Source organism: Sphingomonas sp. LY54, assembly GCF_035594035.1.
GTDB lineage: Bacteria > Pseudomonadota > Alphaproteobacteria > Sphingomonadales > Sphingomonadaceae > Allosphingosinicella.
Map to the genome: position 1 here is coordinate 2,883,205 of NZ_CP141588.1, position 15,062 is coordinate 2,898,266.

Sequence of the window (15,062 nt, forward strand, 5' to 3'; positions counted from 1 at the left end):
TTTCGCTCAGGCGAGGGCGCGCTCGACCAGATCCTCGACGTCGAGGTCGAGGCGGCGGATATGGGCGGCGATGCTCGGCCAGCGATGCTCGAGGAATTCCTTGCGGGCGCTGGCGCGGAGCTTGGCGGTCGCGCCCTCGGCGACGAACATGCCGACGCCGCGCTTCACCACGATCAGCCCCTCGTCCTGGAAGGTCTGATAGGCCTTGGCGACGGTGAGCGGATTGGCGCCATGCTCGGCGGCGAGGCTGCGGACCGACGGGAGCGCGTCGCCGTCGCCGACAGAGCCGTCAAGAATGGTGGCCGCGATCGTATCGCGGAGGCGGAGATATACCGGCCGGTCGTCGTTGCTCATCGGCGCTATACTGTTCTAATACAGCGAGGGGGTCAAGGCCTAAAGCCCGGGCCGCGATCAGTCGTGCGGAACCCAGTCCGAGGCGATCTTGTCATAGTCCGGCCGCGGCCGTTCCTCCAGCTCCGCACCCGGCGTACCGATGAAGACGAAGCCGGCGATCCGCGCACCCTCGGGGCCGAAGGCGCGGGCGACGGTCGCGGAATTGGCGGCCCAGCCGGTCACCCAGCCGCCGGCAAAGCCCAAGGCGTGCGTGGCGAGCAGCAGGTTCATCAACGCTGCGCCGGCAGACAGTTCTTGCTCCCAGAGCGGGATCTTGCTCGGCACGACCGGGACGAAAAGAGCGACGACGAGGGTCGGCGCCTGGTGTGCGAACTTGTCGATCGCCTCGAGTTCGAGCCGGCCGGGGGTCGGATGCTCCTCCCGATAGGCGCGCTCCAGCAGGTCGCGAAAGGCGCCGCGCTGGGCCTTGGACACGTGGACGAAGCGCCACGGCGCGAGCTTGCCGTGATCGGGCACGCGCATCGCCGCTTCGAAAATCTGCCGGAGCTGGGCGTCGTCGGGGCCCGGCGCGACGAGGTCGCGCGGTCGCGCCGAGCGGCGCGTGCGCAGCAGCGACAGGGTGGAGGATCGGTCGTTGAACATCGCCAAGTCCGCTAGCAGCGTCACGTCTCGGCAACAATCCGCTTCACAACGGCGTTCCACGCGTTAGTCTGCCCGCCCATCGAGGCTGCCCTCCCTTTATGGCGGCCCTAAACTGTATTGGAGTCAGCGCGCCGATGGCCACCGTGACCTATCCCGACCGGCACGCTCCCTCAGACGATCGAAGCTTTTTCGGCCACCCCAAGGGTCTGGCCGTGCTCTTCTTCGCCGAAATGTGGGAGCGCTTTTCCTTCTATGGCATGCGAGCCCTGCTCGTCCTGTATCTGACGCAGCATTTCCTGTTCAGCGACACCGAGGCGCAGGGCCTCTACGCAGCCTATGCCTCGCTCGTCTATCTGGCGCCGGTGCTCGGCGGTCTGATCGCCGACAAATATCTCGGTTCGCGCAAGGCCGTTACCATCGGCGCCGTTTTGCTGGTGCTGGGCCATTTCGGCATGGCGTTCGAAGGGGCGGGATCGAAGCAATATGTCGACGTCGGCGCCTCCAGCTATGAGGTGGTGACCGATGGCCGCGGCGACGACCGCAACCTCTTCATCAAGTCCGTCGACGGCCAGGCGCAGTCGAAGATGACTTTCTCGTCCGAAGGCATGCTCGTCGAGAATGGTGCTGCCGTCGGCCTGCCGGCGACCGTGCCGACCGGCGGGTTCACGACCCGGTCGGTGCAGGAGCCGATCTACGTCCAGATCCTGTTCCTGTCGCTGTCGCTGATCATCGTCGGCGTCGGCTTCCTCAAGGCCAACATCTCGACCATCGTCGGCGCGCTTTATGCCCCCGATGACCCCCGTCGCGACCGCGGCTTCACGATCTTCTACATGGGCATCAACCTCGGCTCGGTCCTCGCGACTTTGGGCTGCGGCTATCTCGGCATCAAATATGGCTGGAAATACGGCTTCGGCCTGGCCGGCTTCGGCATGCTCGCCGGCCTGCTCACCTTCCTGTGGGGCCAGAAGTTCCTGATGGGCAAAGCGGAGCCGCTGCGTCCCGAGGTTCTCAAGAAGAAGAGCGCGGTCGGCCTCAACATCGAATGGACGATCTACGTCGCCGGCTTCCTGATGCTGCTCCCGGCCTGGTGGCTGGTGCAGCGCCACGAAATCGTGACGCTGATGCTCACCATCGGTGCGCCCTTGATCTTCGCGGCGATGCTGATCTGGTCGTGGGTGGCGCTGAAGGGCGCCGAGCGCTCGCGCATGATCGTCGCGCTCGTGCTGATCATCTTCTCGGTGCTGTTCTGGACCCTGTTCGAACAGGCCGGCAGCTCGATGACGCTCTACGCCGATCGTAACAGCGATCTCACCATCGCCGGCGACCTCCGGATGACGGCGGCCCAGACCAACTTCTTCAACCCGGGCCTGATCGTCCTGCTCGCGCCCATCTTCGCCGCGATGTGGGGCTGGCTCGGCAAGCGTGGCCTCGAACCCTCGACGCCGCTGAAGTTCGGCCTCGGCCTGGTCCAGGCCGGTCTCGGCTTCCTCGTGCTCGTGATCGGCATCGAATATTTCGCCGGTCCCGATTTCCGCGTGCCGCTGATCTGGCTGTTCCTGGCCTATCTGCTCCACACGACCGGCGAGATTTGCCTGTCGCCCGTGGGACTCAGCATGATCACCAAGCTGTCGGTGCCGCGCATCGTCGGCCTGATGATGGGCGTGTGGTTCCTCTCCTCGGCACTGGCGCACACTTTGGCCGGCCTCGTCGCGCAGGCGACGTCGGGCGCGACCATCGGCGGCGTCGTCATCGATCCGGCGGCGCAGCTCGCCACCTATGCGGGCGTGTTCGGCACGATCGGCTGGACTGCGGTCGCGATCGGCGTCGTCCTGATGGTGTTGTCGCCGTGGCTGAAGCGGGGCATGCACCTGGAGACGCTCGGCAAGGACGCGCAGGAAGGCGTTGGCTATGGCCATGACGTCATGGCCGGCGAGGCGCAGCTCGTGGAGCGTGAAGCCGCCGGTACCCGCACCGGCAACGAGATGAAGGCAGGGCGCGACCCGCTCGGCCGCGCCAATGACCCCGAAGGCACGAAGGGCGAATAATTGAACAAGACTTGGCTCGCCGGCGTCGCCGGCCTCGCTCTGCTTTCCGCTTGTACCAGTGCCAACGACCGACCCGAGACCGCTTCGTCGACGCCCCGCGCGTCGGCGGAGCCGGCCTCGCCGGTCTATGAATCGACCTATCGCGCCTTTCCGGGCGTGCTGACGGCGATCACCGGCGCGACCGTCCTCGACGGCGAGGGCAAACGGATCGACAATGGCACCGTCATCCTCGCCGACGGCAAGGTGCAGGCGATCGGCGGCGCCGACACGCCGATCCCGGCCGGCGCGACCCGCTACGACGCGGCCGGCAAGTGGGTGACGCCGGGCATCATCGATGCCCACAGCCACCTCGGCGATTACGCCAGCCCGGGCGTCGACGCGCACAGCGACGGCAACGAGGTGACCGGCCCAGTCCGTCCCGAGGTCTGGGCCGAGCATTCCGTCTGGCCGCAGGATCCGGGTTTCACCCGCGCGCTCACCAATGGCGGCGTCACCGCGCTGCAGATCCTGCCCGGCTCGGCCAATCTGTTCGGCGGCCGCTCGGTAACACTCAAGAACGTGCCGGCGCGCACCGTCCAGGGCATGAAATTCCCAGGCGCTCCGCACGGGCTCAAGATGGCCTGCGGCGAGAATCCCAAGCGCGTCTACGGCAGCCGTAACCAGATGCCGCAGACCCGCATGGGCAATATGGCGGTCAACCGCCAGACCTGGCTCAAGGCGCAGGACTATAAGCGCAAGGTCGCCAAGGACCCGAACACGGCACGCGACCTCGCCATGGAGACTTTGGTCGACGTGCTCGACGGCAAGATCCTGGTCCATAACCATTGCTACCGTGCCGACGAAATGGCCTTCGTCCTCGATATGGCCAAGGAGTTCGGCTACAAGGTTACCGCCTTCCACCACGCGGTGGAGGCCTACAAGATCGCCGACAAACTGCGCGACGCGGGCGCCTGCTCGGCGATGTGGGCCGACTGGTGGGGCTTCAAGATGGAAGCCTATGACGCGATCAACGAGAATATCCCGCTCGTTCACAATGCCGGCGCGTGCGCCATCGTCCATTCGGACGATGCGAACGGCATCCAGCGTCTCAATCAGGAAGCCGCCAAGGCGATGGGCGACGGCAAGCGCATCGGCATCGACATCGCGCCCGAAATCGCCTGGACGTGGCTCAGCTACAATCCGGCCAAGGCGCTCGGCATCGCCGACCAGACCGGTAGCTTGAAGCCCGGCAAGATGGCCGACGTCGTCTTGTGGAACGGCGATCCGTTCAGCGTCTACACCCGCCCCGAGCGCGTGTGGATCGACGGCGCCCTGATGTACGACGCCAACGATCCGAAGAGGCGCCCCGTGACCGACTTCGAGCTCGGCCAGCCCGGCGAAGGAGACGTGAAGTGAAGCGCCTCCTGACCCTGCTCGCGGCCGCGACCGCGCTCACCGCCGCTCCTGCCGCCGCTCAGACCGTCGCCATCGTCAACGGCAAGGTCGCCATCGGCGACGGCTCCGCGCCGGTCGACAACGGCACCGTCCTCATCCGCAACGGCCGCATCGTGTCCGCAGGCGCGGGCGTCACCGTCCCCGCCGACGCGCAGCGCATCGATGCGCAGGGCCGCTGGGTCACGCCGGGCCTCGTCGCCGGCTGGACCAACCTCGGCCTCACCGAGGTCGAGGGCGTTGGCGACGCCAACGACAGCGTTGCGAACCAGTCGCCTTTCTCGGCGGCGATCGATGTCGCGCCTGCGGTCAATGCGGCCGTCTCGGCACTGGCGATCACGCGCAGCCGCGGCGTCACGCGCGCGATCGTCGCCCCAGACGCCGGCAACGACATCTTTGCCGGCCAGGGCGCCCTGGTCGACATGGGCAACGACGTCGATGCGGTCTTCAAGCCACGCGCGTTCCAGTTCGTCGAATTGGGCGAGGCGGGTGCGCGCAAGGCCGGCGGAAGCCGCGCCGCGACCTTCGTCTTCTTCCGCAATGCGATGCTCGAGGCGCGCGATTATGCGCGCAACCCTTCCGCTTATGGCGGGCGGGACAGCGATGCTTTGCTGATGCGGCTCGACGCGGCGGCCCTGGTGCCGGTCGTCGAGGGGCGGATGCCGCTCGCGGTCCATGTCGAGCGCGCCAGCGACATCCTGCAGGTGCTGGACCTCCGCAAGGAATTCCCGAGCCTGAAGCTGATCCTGGTCGGCGCCAGCGAGGGCTGGCTGGTGGCGGACAAGATCGCCGCGGCCGGCGTGCCGGTGCTGACGCCGGCGCTGACCGATCTGCCTTATGCCTTCGAGGCGCTGGGCGCGACGCAGTCCAATTACGGTCGCCTCAAGGCCGCCGGCGTCAAGGTCGCGATCGGCGAGCTCGGCGGCCAGCCTCGCAACACCAAGCAGTCGGCGGGCAATCTCGTCGCATTGCAGAAGGTGCCCGGCGCGGCCGGAATCAGCTGGGGCGAGGCGCTTGCCGCGGTAACATCGGCGCCGGCCGAGGTGATGGGTCTGGGCAACGACTTCGGTTCGCTTCGCGCCGGCCGCCGCGCCGACGTCGTGATCTGGGACGGCGACCCGCTCGAGCTCGATTCGGCGCCGGTGACGATGCTGATCGACGGCGTCCAGCAGCCGCTGGAAAACCGCCAGACCAAGCTGCGCGACCGCTATCTGACCCCGGGCGAGAAGGACCTGCCCAAGGCGTTCGAGCGCTAGCGCATCGGGCACCGTCATTGCGAGGAGCGCAAGCGACGAAGCAATCCAGCGGCGCGGAGCCCGTCTGGATTGCTTCGCTCCGCTCGCAATGACGACGATGGGTGAAAATCAGAAAGCCCGGCGGAGTGTTTCGCCGGGCTTTTTCGTTCGCGCGCGCTTCGCTACTCGAAGGGCATGATTCGTCTCGTGTGCGTCGCTTTGGCGGCCTTGGCCGTCCTGTTCGTGTCCGCTCCCGGCTATGCCGCCGAGCGCGCCGCTTCGGCCCGGGTCCGGCTGGAAACCACGGCGGGGCCGATCGTGATCGAGGTCGACCTGAAGCGCGCGCCGATCACCGCCCGCAATTTCCTGCGCTACGCCGAGGAGAAGAGGTTCGACGGCACCACCTTCTACCGCGCCGCGCGCAACAAGAAGGATGGGCGTTTCGGCCTCGTCCAGGGCGGCATCAACCACAAGGTCGTGCGGGCGCGGGTGCCGATCGCGCACGAGCCGACCGACCGCACCGGCCTTCGCCACCTCGACGGCACCGTCTCGATGGCGCGCAACGCGCCCGGGACCGCGATGGGCGACTTCTTCGTGACCGTCGGGACGGCCCGCTATCTCGACGCTCGCCCCGGCTACGCCGGCTATGCCGCGTTCGGACGCGTGGTCCAGGGGATGGACGTGATCCGCAAGATCCTGGCCGCGCCGACCTATCCGGGCGGTCGATCCCACAATACGATGGGCCAGCATATCGTGAAGCCGGTCCGCATCGTCAGCGCGCGGCGCGTTCGGGGCTGACCCAGCGCTCATTCCTCGGCCGGTCGCTACGGCTAACTTCCGATATAGACAGGTGGATGGAGTGCGGCCTAGCCTCCGCCTCCTTTCAAATCGTCCGAAGGCCGCCCATCTGATGCGCTATGTGCAATTGCTTCTCCTCCCGCTCGTGACCCTTTCCGGTACCCAGGCCGTCCAGGCCGCGCCCGCCGCCACCCAGGTTTCCGCTCCCGCCCGGATCGCCTATCCCGCCACCGCCAGGCAGGACGTCGTCGAGAAGCAGTTCGGCGTCGATGTCGCCGATCCCTATCGCTGGCTCGAGGGCGACGTCCGCGTCGACCAGAAGGTCCGCGACTGGGTGACGGCGCAGAACCGGGTCACCAGCGCCTATCTCGAGACGCTTCCCGGCCGCGACATCTTCGCCAAGCGGATGAAGGCGCTCTACGATTACGAGCGGTTCGGCGTGCCGGTGAAGAAGGGCGGGCGCTATTTCTACACCCGCAACGACGGCCTCCAGAACCAGTCGGTGCTCTTCGTCCGCGACCAGCTCGGCGGCGAGGGCCGGATGCTGCTCGACCCGAACGGCTGGTCGAAGGACGGCGCGACCGCGCTCGCCAGCTGGGCGCCGTCCGAGGACGGCCGCTACATCGCTTATGCGATCCAGGACGGCGGCTCGGACTGGCGCACGGTCAAGGTGCTCGACACCCGCACCGGCCAGGACACCGGCGACACGCTCGAGTGGATCAAGAATAGCGGCGTCGACTGGGCCAAGGACGGCTCGGGCTTCTTCTATTCGCGCTTCCCCGCGGTGCCGGAGGACCAGAAGTTCCAGTCGGTCAACGAGAACAGCAAGATCTATTTCCACAAGCTGGGCACGCTGCAGTCGGCCGACCGATTGGTCTACGAGACGCCCGAGCATCCGCGCCGCGGCCACTGGCCGCAGGTCAGCGACGACGGCAAATGGCTGGTGGTCACCACCAGCGAGGGCACCGACGACCGCTATGCGATCAACCTCATCGATCTGACCAAGCCCGGCGCCAAGCCGCGGACCTTGATCGACAAGCTCGAGAACAATTGGTCCTATGTCGGCAACCAGGGGACGAAGTTCTTCTGGGCGACCAACAAGGACGCACCAAAGCTGCGCGTCGTCACGCTCGACGTCGCCCAGGCCAATCCGCAGCCGGTCGAGATCATCGCCGAGGACGCGGCCACGCTCGACGGCGTCTCGATCGTCGGCAACACCTTGATCGCCTCCTACATGGTCGACGCCAAGACCGAGGTGCGCCGCTACACGCTTGACGGCAAGCCCAAGGGGACGATCGCGCTCCCGGGCATCGGCTCGGCCGGCGGCTTCAACGGCAAGGCCGGCGATCCGGAGACCTTCTTCTCCTTCACCAGCTTCGCGACGCCGACCGCCATCTACCGCTACGATGCGGCCACCGGCCAAGCGACGCCCTGGGCCCAGCCCAAGGTCGCGTTCGATCCAGCCGCTTATGAGGTCAGCCAGCGTTTCTACACGTCGAAGGACGGCACCAAGGTGCCGATGTTCCTGGTCAGGAAGAAGGGCCTGACCGGCCCGGCGCCGACCCTGCTCTACGCTTATGGCGGGTTCAACGTGCCGATGCTGCCGGGCTTCTCGCCGACGCGTCTCGCCTGGATCGACCAGGGCGGCGTGCTCGCTGTCGCCAACATCCGCGGCGGCGGGGAGTACGGCAAGGCCTGGCACGATGCCGGTCGCCTGCAGAACAAGCAGAACGTGTTCGACGATTTCATCGCCGCGGGCGAGGATCTGATCGCGCAGGGCGTCACCACCAAAGACAAGCTTGCCATCCAGGGCGGCTCCAACGGCGGCCTCCTCGTCGGCGCAGTCGTCAACCAGCGTCCGGACCTGTTCGCGGCAGCCTTGCCGGCGGTGGGCGTGATGGACATGCTGCGCTTCGACCGCTGGACGGCGGGGCGCTATTGGGTCGACGATTACGGCTATCCCTCGGAGGAAGCCGATTTCAAGACGCTCGTGCGCTATTCGCCCTACCACAACATCAAATCGGGCGCGGACTATCCGGCGGTGCTGGTGACGACGGCGGACACCGACGACCGCGTTGTGCCGGGCCACAGCTTCAAATATACGGCGGCGCTGCAGGCGGCCCGGGCCGGCGACAAGCCGCATTTGATCCGGATCGAGACCCGCGCCGGCCACGGCTCGGGCAAGCCGACCGACAAGATCATCGAGGAATATGCCGACATGTGGGCCTTCATCGCCCATCACACCGGCATGACGGTGGCCGACTAAGCAGAAAGGGGCGCCGCGAGGCGCCCCTTTTTTTGGTCAGAAGAACAATTTGCGGATGCTGAGGCTGACCGAGCGGCCCAGCGGGTCGAGATAGGCCGGCTGGTAGCTCAATGGGGTCGCTCCCGTCTCGTCCCGGACCTGCAGGCGGCTGTCGAGCAGATTGTTGACCCGCAGGGTGACGCGGGTGCCGCGCAGCCAGGGATATTCGCGCACCAGGCTGCGCTGCTGGCCGAGATCGGCGAACAGCCGCAGGTTGAGCGTCGTGAAGTCCGAGAAGCGCAGCGCGCCCGCCGAAGCGCCGGCGCCCGGATCGTCGAACACGCTCGTCCCGCTCTGCCAGTTGGCGCTGAGACGGGCGCCGAAGCCGTTCTTCGAAATGCCCGCCTGCGCCTCGATCAGATGTTCGGATTGTCCGCCGCGATTGCCGGTGGCGGAGCCGTTGAGCAGGTCGAGCTCGGGCACGCCGTCGCGGATCAGGATTTGATCCTGCAGCCGCCACGTATGGTAGAGCGAGAATTGCAGGCGACCGCCCTGGCCCTGGCCGCCGCGACCCCCGAATCCGCGACCGCCGCCCGGACCGCCCGGCCCGGCCCGGCCTTCGCCGGGGGCCGCGGCAGCACGCTCGGGCGGAGTCGCCGGCGGAGTCTGGCCATCCGCGGGAGGGGTTCCCTGCGGCGGCACCTGCCCGGCCGGGGATGCTCCGGCGCCGGCTTCGCCGCGCTGGCGCCAGCCGCCGCGGCCGCCTCCGAAGCCACCACCGCCGCCGCCACGTGACGCGATCGGCTTGGAGAAGTTGATGCCCCACCGAATCTCCTCGCGGTCGGAGCGGGCAAAGTTGACCGGGCGGCTGTCGATCTGGAGCAGGCGGCCGTCGCCGCCGCGCACGAAGCGCTCGGGAAACGCGGCCTCGATCTCCGGCGTCGCGGTCGGGAAACCGGCGATCGGATTGCGGATGCGGCTGCGGTTATAGTCGGCGTTGAGGGTGAGGTCGGTCTCGCTGAACGGGCGCAGGTTGAAGCCGAGCTTCATCACCCGGCGATTGTCGGCGAGCAGGTCCGGATTGCCGCCCTCGATACGGTTGACGTCGACCGTCTCGCCGCGCGTGAAATCGAACACGCGGACGTTGGGGACCACCGATACCGGGTCGCCGAGTTGCTGGATGCCCGGCGCGCCTTCTTCCTGCGTGAAGGAGGCGATGACGCGCAGCGCGCGGACCGGCGACCAGTTCAAGCCGAAGCCGTAGGTCTTGAGCGTGCCGAAATCGGAGAGGTGGTCGACCGCGAAGTTGGCGTTGGCGGAGAGATCGCCGATCGCCGCGAGGACGTCGCGGTTGCGCCGCGCGATCGGGATGTCGAAGCTGGCCTGGCCGTTGACGCGGTTGCGGGAAAGGTCGCGGATTTGCTCGAAGCCGCCGCGCATCGTCTCGCTGTCGAAGCCGCGCAATTCACCGCCGAGTTTGAGGCTGGCGGTGATGTCGCCGGCCGGTAGGTCCGCGATCGGGCCGTTGGTTACGAACTCGGCATTGGCGGATTCGTTGACCGAGCGCGAGCGGTCGCGTGGCCCAAAGCCCAGGCCGGGGAAGGGGCCGAACGGGTTCAGCGCCGGATCGTCGGCGTCGATCCGCTCCTGCACGCCCGTGAAATCGAGATTGGTGTCGGTGTGGACGAGGTTGCGCACGCGGTCGTAATTGGCTGTGAACGACCAGCGCCAGGGCAGGAAGTCGCCGTTCAGCGCGGCGCCGACGTGGGCGGTGCGGCTGTCGGATTCACGGGTGAGCGGACGCGGTCCCTCGACGAAGCGATACAGCGCGACGTCGGTACCGAACGGCGAGAACGGGTTGTCGGCACCGATCGTCAGTACGCCCGAGGGGAGGCCGAAGCGGCTCTTGCTCAGCGTCTGCTCGTAGCGGGCGTTGAGCGTCGCGTTGACGTCTCCGAAGATCGTGCGGTTGATCGTCCCGGCCACCGAGAAGGCGTCGGTCTCCGGCAGCAAAGTGCGGAAGCGGCCGTCGTCGGTGACGTTGGGGGTCGCCGAGAAAGCGCTCAGCGCTGGGGCGCCCCCCGCGGCCGAGACCGGTACGCCCGCGACGGTGACGAGCTGGCCGAGCGCGGCGCTCAGGGCGGGGTCGATCTCGCTGCCAAGCGGCGTGCCGGCGATGTTGCCGACGAGGTCGAACGGACGCGACGGCGGCGACTGAATGAGGTCGCGTTCGCTCTCGAAAAGGGCCGTGTCGCGCTCGAACTCGGCATCGATGTTCCAGCGGCCGTTGTTGGTGATGCGCAGGATGTTGAGGTCGGCCTCGTAGCTCTGGCGCCCGCCGCCAGTCGCCATGCCGCCCTCGACCTCGGCGGTGACGGCGCGGAAGCGCGGCCGCAGCACGAAGTTCACGACGCGCTGGTCGGCCGGATAGCCGTATTTCAGCGCGACTTCCTCGGGCATGATGTCGACCCGGCTGATCGCCTCGGGCGGCAGGTTGCGGATTTCGGAAAAGCCGGAGATGCGCCGTCCGTTGAGCAAGACGACCGGACGGCCGCCGCCGCGGCCGCGGCCGCTCGCCGTTTGGGGCGCCAGCGCGTCCAGCAGTTCGGCAAGGTTGCTCGCGCCGTAGGCGCGGATGTCGCGGCGATCGAGCTGGAGATCCGGCTTGATGTCGCCGAGCACCGCGCCGCGCTCGCGCTGGCCGGTGACGACGATCGGCTCGCCGCCTTCTTCTTCGTCCAGATATTCGTCTTCTTCGGCCGCTTCCTGCTCGGCTGCTGCCTGCTCCGCGGGGGCGTCGACCGCTTGGGCGGGCTCCTCGGCAACGGGCGTCACTTCTTGCGCGAAGGCGGGAGTGAGCGAGGTGCCGGCGAGCAGGATGAGGGCGAGGGGAAGGCGCGACATGTATGAAAGACCCTTACGCAACTGAAACGGCGTCTGTTGGAGCACTGCACCTGAACGCCGCTTGTATTGGATGTATCCGGCGGAAAATCGCCGGAACGCGCCTCAGTAGACGCGGCGCTGCGCGGCCACCAGCATGCGGATCAGCATCGCCACCGGTCGCGGCACGCCGATCTTGCCGTCCAGCCACAGGCTGACCGACGAGCGGCTGACGCCGATCGCATTTGCGAGGTCGCTCTGCGTCTTGAGGCCCAGCTTCGTCATCGCCCGTTTCAGCTCTTCCGGAGACATGAGAGCTAGACGAGGATCGGACACTATAAGGAAACCCGGGACAAGGAGCGCGGCGGCAAGACTAGTCGGATTTCCGGGCAGTTGGAAGAGCGCTGCGCGTCATTGCGCGGCCTCCCGATAGGGTGTGAAGGCGCGCAGCACGCATGTCGGCCCGCTCATGCTGCTGCCCGGGTCAATCGCCCTGATGCGGGTGCCGCGGCAGATCTGTCCGGCCAGCGGCTCCACCGCCAAAGTGGAATGGCGACTGAGCCCGGGGCAGGGGCCGTCGAGGCGGTTCACCCACAAAGTGTCGCGTTCGCGATAGACGATGGTGCGCGCATCGACGATGTCGGGCCCCGGCGTCCGCCCCGGCGGCAGGCAGTCCTGCGCCGGTCCGGCGGTCCGGGTTGAAAGCTCAAGCGCCAGCGCGTCCGTGTCGCTCGAAGAGCGCGGGTCTGCGCCGGCGCAGGCGGAGAGCAGGATGAGCAGTGGGAGCAGCCGCATGTTCGGGTTCCTTCGGCGCTAATCGGTTGGAAACGCATGGAAGCTATGCTTCGAGGCTGCACAGGGGGGAGCCGCGGGTCGGGGTTTTTTCTGTATTGTGCGCTGCAACACCGTGGGTAAATTAACCATCATGAGTCCCGTCGACACCCGCATTATCGAGAAGGTCTATTCGCCGGTCGCCGGCTGGGTCAGCCATCGTTTTGGCCTTGATCAGTGGCGCCTGTCGATCGAGTGCCTCAACGGCACCGTAGCCTTCTATCTCGCCGGCGTCGCGCTGACGATTGCCGGTAAGGGGCTGAACGACGCCATCTTCGCCGATCTGCTCGCCGCTTTCATCTGGCTGGCATTCATGGGCGGCGTCCGCCGCGCAGCCTATCGCCAGGCGGGCTCCTCGCTCGGCCGGCAGACGGCCCGCATGGGGGAATCGGTATTCCGCCACATCCTGCTCGGCCTGCTGCCGCTCAGCATCTGGTATGTCGAGCGGCTCGACAATCTCTGCCACACCGCCTCTTTGGTGCTCTTCCTTTCGCATCTTTACTTCAAGGCATGCGACATGCCGCCGCCGCGGCGCAGGCAGGTCCGATCGCTCGCCTTCAGCCGCGCCAGTTGAGGGCGCGCCCGCCGCGCAACGCTCCAGTATAGCCCGCGGGAAGGACGCGGGGCCGCCGATCATTTCGTCCCCGGCACAGGAACAAATTCCCGGCTCGATGCGTCTTGATGATCAGGCCGCGACCGAAACGCTCGGCCGCAACAGATCAGAGGAGTAACGCCATGGGTCTCATCTTAGCGCTTATCATTGGTGGCATTATCGGCTGGCTGGCGAGCATCGTCATGCGCACCGACGCCCAGCAGGGTATCTTCCTCAACATCGTAGTGGGCATCATCGGCTCGCTGCTCGGCGCGGTCCTGCTCGGGCCGCTGCTTGGTGGCGGCAACATCATGAGCGGCGCGCTTGACCTGCGTTCGCTGTTGGTCGCCTTCCTGGGCGCCGTCATCCTGCTCGCGATCGTCAACCTGTTCCGTCGCGGCGCCGTCCGCTAAACGGATCACAGCATCACCAGAAGAGCCCCGGCCGGAAACGGTCGGGGCTTTTTTGTTGTCCGACGCTGATCGGTCCGGCTGTTGTGGCCGCGGCCCGGCGCGCTTAAGCCGCCCCGATGACCGACTTCCCTGAACAGCGCCGCATCCTCCTCACCGGCAGCCTTCTCGCAGCGCTTGGCGTCGCCTTTGGTGCGTTCGGCGCGCACGGCCTTCGGGACATGCTCGATCCGGCCGCGCTCGGCTGGTGGGAGACGGCGGTGCAATGGCACATGTGGCATGCCATCGGGCTGGTGGCGCTGGCCGCGGCGCCGTGGCCGCGGATGGGCCGCGCCGCCGCCTTGCTCGCAATCGGCACTCTGGTCTTTTCGGGGTCGCTCTACCTGATGGCGCTGACCGGCGCGCGCTGGCTCGGCATGGTGACGCCGCTGGGCGGCATGCTGATGATCGCCGGCTGGGCGACCGTCGCCTGGAGCGCGTGGCGCGGCCCGCGCGCCTGATTGCGGCTCAGGCGGCGCTGGCCTGCGGGATCGTCGCGAACTTGTGCTCGACGACGCAGGTGAGATTGAGCGAATTGCGGCCGCCGCGGTCGTCGGCATCGGCGAAGGCGACGACCCGGTCCGAATAGGAGATCGTGCCGCGCGCGCTGCGCCCTTCGGGGAGTGCATAATGCTTGCCGAATTCGCCGGGAGCGGTCGAGGCGACGATGCGGCCGCCATGCTCCATGATGCGGATCGTGGCTGCGCGCAGGTCCTTGTCCGCGCCGGAGAGCAAAGTCTCCAGCTTGTCGGCCGCGTTCCGGTCCCAATCATATTCGAGATAGAGGCAGCCCTCGGCCGGGCGGCCGTCATTCTCGAGCGCGCGAATGCCGCAGGCGAAGATCAATACGCGGCGCCCGCCGGCATAGGGGTTTTCCCACACCGCGTCGGTGAACCAATCGTCCACCGAGCGGCTTTCGATCACATTGTTGAACTGGGGCTCGGCGCTGAGATCGAGGCCGAGGATGGCGCTGCGCGGGTCGGCCGATCCGATGACGCGGCCGGCCCGGGTGGCGATCATGGAATTCACATAATGGGGCGAAAAGCGCATCGCCGCGCGCAGCCGGTCTTCGGCGCGGGTGACGAGCGCCGGATCTTCGGGCGAGCGCACCGCGGCGAGGATGGCCGCGTCGGTGGCGAGGATGCGGATGTCGCCGCTGCGGGCGTAGACGTTGCGGGCGAAGGCGGTGACGGTGGCGAAGGCGAAATCGGAAAGGCGGCTGCCCTCGATATCTTCGACCAGACTGTCCGCAATCGCGGCACCCGTCTTGATCCGGTCGATCACCAGCTTACGGAAATCGGTGGAGGCGCCGCGCGCCTGTCCGGCCAGCGCCTTCACTTCCTGCGCGACGACGGCAAAGCCGCGGCCGGCCTCGCCGGAGCGCGCCGCCTCGATCGTGGCGTTGAGGGCCAGGAAATTGGTCTGCTTTGCGATCTGCTCATTGGCCTCCGCGAAACGGCCGACCTCACTCTCGAGCTGATCGAGCAGCGCCTTGATGCGTCTCGGCATATCTGCCTTGTCCTCCCCCCTGAAAGGCAGCGTGCTAGGCACAATAAACTA

General features: G+C 67.2%; 13 protein-coding genes and 1 pseudogene. 8 read left to right on the forward strand and 6 right to left on the reverse strand.

Annotated elements, in window-relative coordinates:
- Positions 1-6: 6 nt before the first annotated feature.
- Together SH591_RS14305 and SH591_RS14310 are read right to left on the reverse strand one after the other, a co-directional pair.
- The gene (locus SH591_RS14305) at positions 7-354 is read right to left on the reverse strand and encodes a GntR family transcriptional regulator (protein WP_322832899.1); all 348 of its coding nucleotides are present in this window, start codon (positions 352-354) and stop codon (positions 7-9) included.
- Between the two features lie 57 nt (positions 355-411).
- Positions 412-996 (reverse strand): nitroreductase family protein, encoded by a 585-nt coding sequence (locus SH591_RS14310; protein ID WP_324751396.1) that lies wholly within the window; start codon positions 994-996, stop codon positions 412-414.
- Positions 997-1,130: 134 nt separating this feature from the next.
- On the opposite strand from SH591_RS14310, the gene SH591_RS14315 reads away from it, so the two are divergent.
- The 5 genes from SH591_RS14315 (at position 1,131) to SH591_RS14335 (ending at position 8,771) form a co-directional block, all read left to right on the forward strand.
- Entirely contained in the window at positions 1,131-3,041 is a 1,911-nt protein-coding gene (locus SH591_RS14315; protein WP_322832900.1) for a peptide MFS transporter, read from the forward strand.
- A complete protein-coding gene (locus SH591_RS14320) occupies positions 3,042-4,436 on the forward strand; it encodes an amidohydrolase (RefSeq protein ID WP_416385190.1) in 1,395 nt (464 codons plus the stop codon).
- The gene (locus SH591_RS14325; RefSeq protein WP_324749682.1) at positions 4,433-5,728 is read left to right on the forward strand and encodes an amidohydrolase family protein; all 1,296 of its coding nucleotides are present in this window, start codon (positions 4,433-4,435) and stop codon (positions 5,726-5,728) included. Before SH591_RS14320 ends, SH591_RS14325 begins: the two co-directional genes overlap by 4 nt.
- 174 nt (positions 5,729-5,902) lie before the next feature.
- Entirely contained in the window at positions 5,903-6,505 is a 603-nt protein-coding gene (locus SH591_RS14330) for a peptidylprolyl isomerase (protein WP_324749683.1), read from the forward strand.
- Between the two features lie 112 nt (positions 6,506-6,617).
- Positions 6,618-8,771 carry a prolyl oligopeptidase family serine peptidase gene (locus tag SH591_RS14335; RefSeq protein ID WP_324749684.1) on the forward strand — a complete coding sequence of 718 codons (2,154 nt, stop codon included), beginning with the start codon at positions 6,618-6,620 and terminating at the stop codon, positions 8,769-8,771.
- 36 nt (positions 8,772-8,807) lie between these two features.
- On the opposite strand, the gene SH591_RS14340 is transcribed toward SH591_RS14335, so the two are convergent.
- The 3 genes from SH591_RS14340 to SH591_RS14350 form a co-directional block, all read right to left on the reverse strand.
- The gene (locus tag SH591_RS14340; RefSeq protein WP_324749685.1) at positions 8,808-11,654 is read right to left on the reverse strand and encodes a TonB-dependent receptor; all 2,847 of its coding nucleotides are present in this window, start codon (positions 11,652-11,654) and stop codon (positions 8,808-8,810) included.
- Between the two features lie 102 nt (positions 11,655-11,756).
- A complete protein-coding gene (locus SH591_RS14345) occupies positions 11,757-11,915 on the reverse strand; it encodes a helix-turn-helix domain-containing protein (RefSeq protein ID WP_322832905.1) in 159 nt (52 codons plus the stop codon).
- 126 nt (positions 11,916-12,041) lie between these two features.
- A complete protein-coding gene (locus SH591_RS14350) occupies positions 12,042-12,425 on the reverse strand; it encodes a hypothetical protein (protein ID WP_324749686.1) in 384 nt (127 codons plus the stop codon).
- Positions 12,426-12,555: 130 nt separating this feature from the next.
- Here SH591_RS14350 and SH591_RS14355 point away from each other — a divergent pair, with 130 nt between their 5' ends.
- The 3 genes from SH591_RS14355 (at position 12,556) to SH591_RS14365 (ending at position 13,963) form a co-directional block, all read left to right on the forward strand.
- A complete protein-coding gene (locus SH591_RS14355) occupies positions 12,556-13,035 on the forward strand; it encodes a hypothetical protein (protein WP_324749687.1) in 480 nt (159 codons plus the stop codon).
- 161 nt (positions 13,036-13,196) lie between these two features.
- Complete coding sequence (locus SH591_RS14360) at positions 13,197-13,466, forward strand: GlsB/YeaQ/YmgE family stress response membrane protein (protein ID WP_322832908.1); 270 nt, start codon at positions 13,197-13,199, stop codon at positions 13,464-13,466.
- 116 nt (positions 13,467-13,582) lie between these two features.
- Entirely contained in the window at positions 13,583-13,963 is a 381-nt protein-coding gene (locus SH591_RS14365) for a DUF423 domain-containing protein (RefSeq protein WP_324749688.1), read from the forward strand.
- 861 nt (positions 13,964-14,824) lie between these two features.
- Here SH591_RS14365 and SH591_RS16310 read toward each other — a convergent pair.
- A pseudogene (locus tag SH591_RS16310) lies at positions 14,825-14,942 on the reverse strand (methyl-accepting chemotaxis protein); the annotation flags it as partial.
- Positions 14,943-15,062: the final 120 nt, after the last annotated feature.

What these genes read in the sequence shown, in the direction of transcription:
- SH591_RS14305 (WP_322832899.1), bottom strand. Translation starts at nt 354, where the DNA reads ATGAGCAACGACGACCGGCCGGTATATCTCCGCCTCCGCGATACGATC.
- SH591_RS14310 (WP_324751396.1), bottom strand. Translation starts at nt 996, where the DNA reads ATGTTCAACGACCGATCCTCCACCCTGTCGCTGCTGCGCACGCGCCGC.
- SH591_RS14315 (WP_322832900.1), top strand. Translation starts at nt 1,131, where the DNA reads ATGGCCACCGTGACCTATCCCGACCGGCACGCTCCCTCAGACGATCGA.
- SH591_RS14330 (WP_324749683.1), top strand. Translation starts at nt 5,903, where the DNA reads ATGATTCGTCTCGTGTGCGTCGCTTTGGCGGCCTTGGCCGTCCTGTTC.
- SH591_RS14335 (WP_324749684.1), top strand. Translation starts at nt 6,618, where the DNA reads ATGCGCTATGTGCAATTGCTTCTCCTCCCGCTCGTGACCCTTTCCGGT.
- SH591_RS14340 (WP_324749685.1), bottom strand. Translation starts at nt 11,654, where the DNA reads ATGTCGCGCCTTCCCCTCGCCCTCATCCTGCTCGCCGGCACCTCGCTC.
- SH591_RS14345 (WP_322832905.1), bottom strand. Translation starts at nt 11,915, where the DNA reads ATGACGAAGCTGGGCCTCAAGACGCAGAGCGACCTCGCAAATGCGATC.
- SH591_RS14350 (WP_324749686.1), bottom strand. Translation starts at nt 12,425, where the DNA reads ATGCGGCTGCTCCCACTGCTCATCCTGCTCTCCGCCTGCGCCGGCGCA.
- SH591_RS14355 (WP_324749687.1), top strand. Translation starts at nt 12,556, where the DNA reads ATGAGTCCCGTCGACACCCGCATTATCGAGAAGGTCTATTCGCCGGTC.
- SH591_RS14360 (WP_322832908.1), top strand. Translation starts at nt 13,197, where the DNA reads ATGGGTCTCATCTTAGCGCTTATCATTGGTGGCATTATCGGCTGGCTG.
- SH591_RS14365 (WP_324749688.1), top strand. Translation starts at nt 13,583, where the DNA reads ATGACCGACTTCCCTGAACAGCGCCGCATCCTCCTCACCGGCAGCCTT.